At 50.2% G+C, this 223-nt stretch carries 1 tRNA gene; it reads left to right on the forward strand.

The annotated features are described in order from the left end of the window. Window positions 1-55: 55 nt before the first annotated feature. Window positions 56-132, forward strand: a tRNA-Ile gene (locus ACOSVQ_RS20690). Window positions 133-223 lie beyond the last annotated feature (91 nt).

Genomic DNA, 223 nt, shown 5'->3' on the forward strand with positions numbered 1-223 from the left:
TTGATGAGTGTCCACACAGATTGATTAGGTTTAAGTAAGTTTAAGAGACGATACTGGGTCTGTAGCTCAGGTGGTTAGAGCGTTCGCCTGATAAGCGAGAGGTCGGTGGTTCGAGTCCACTCAGACCCACCAATATTCCTTGTGAAATTGAAGTATCGACACCTGATGGGGTTATAGCTCAGCTGGGAGAGCGCCTGCCTTGCACGCAGGAGGTCTGCGGTTC

It is taken from the genome of Vibrio sp. HM8-C (genome assembly GCF_058630515.1).